The organism is Actinomadura sp. GC306 (assembly GCF_004348665.1).
Classification (GTDB): domain Bacteria; phylum Actinomycetota; class Actinomycetes; order Streptosporangiales; family Streptosporangiaceae; genus Spirillospora.
In genome coordinates this window covers 1-1,084 of sequence record NZ_SMKM01000539.1, presented here as the reverse complement: position 1 = coordinate 1,084, position 1,084 = coordinate 1, and the positions used below count along the sequence as shown (strand labels likewise).

1 protein-coding gene is annotated in these 1,084 nt (G+C 70.8%); it reads left to right on the top strand.

What is annotated here, in order from left to right; all coding sequences use genetic code 11:
• Positions 1-127 precede the first annotated feature (127 nt).
• The coding region (locus E1200_RS33370; protein ID WP_165950572.1) for an LCP family protein at positions 128-1,084 on the top strand (957 nt) is incomplete at its 3' end.

Sequence of the window (1,084 nt, the reverse complement as noted above, 5' to 3'; positions counted from 1 at the left end):
GGGGCGACTTTCCCGTGGTGGGGGAGGCGTGTGTCCTTTCTGTGCTGAAATGTTGCGGATGCAGCGAGCCGTCGCACGGTCTCCCGTGTACTACGCGGGCAGCGCCCCGGCGCCACCGGAACCGCCGGTGCGGGGGCGTCTGTGGCGCGTGCTCGGCGTGCTGTCGATCGTCATGTCGGTGGTGCTGGTGGCCGGCAGCCTGACCGCGTACGGGTTCTGGCGGCGCCTGGACGGCCAGATCGACCGGGAGAGCGTGGACGGCCGGCTCGGCGGCGACCGGCCGGAGAAGCTCAACGGCTCGCTGAACATCCTGCTGATCGGGTCCGACAGCCGCACCGGCCGCAACGCCGGCTACGGCGTCGAGCCGGGGCAGCGCTCGGACACGACGATCCTGCTGCACATCTCGCCCGGCGGCGAGAACGCCATCGGGATCAGCTTCCCCCGCGACTCGATGGTGCGGATGCCGTCCTGCGAGAAGAAGGACGGCACGGTCGTCCCCGCGCAGTTCGGGATGATCAACACGGCGTTCTCCAACGGCGGCCCCGCCTGCACCTGGAAGACGATCGAGTCCCTGACCGACATCCACATCGACCACTACGTCGAGGTCGACTTCGCCGGCTTCAAGCGCGTCGTGGACGCGCTCGGCGGCGTGGAGATCTGCGTGCCGCGCCGCATCGACGACCCGAAGGCCGAACTGCACCTGCGGGCGGGCCGGCAGGTCGTCCGCGGCGACCAGGCCCTCGGCTACGTCCGGACCCGCTACGTGCTCGGCGACGGCTCCGACCTCGACCGGATCCGGCGGCAGCAGGCGTTCATGGCGTCGGTCGTCCAGAAGGCCACCGACAAGGGCATGCTCGCCGACCCGGGCCGCACCTACGACTTCCTCTCCGCCGTGGCCAAGTCGATCAAGGCGGACGAGGGCCTCACCCTCTCGGTGATGCAGCGGCTCGCGGGCGGCCTGCGGGAGATGAGCGCCGGGAAGGTCCGGTTCGTGACCGTGCCGGTGGAGGCGTACCCGCAGGACAGGAACCGCGTCCAGTTCAACCGGGCCCTGGCCGAGCCGCTGTTCCAGGCCGTCCGGGAG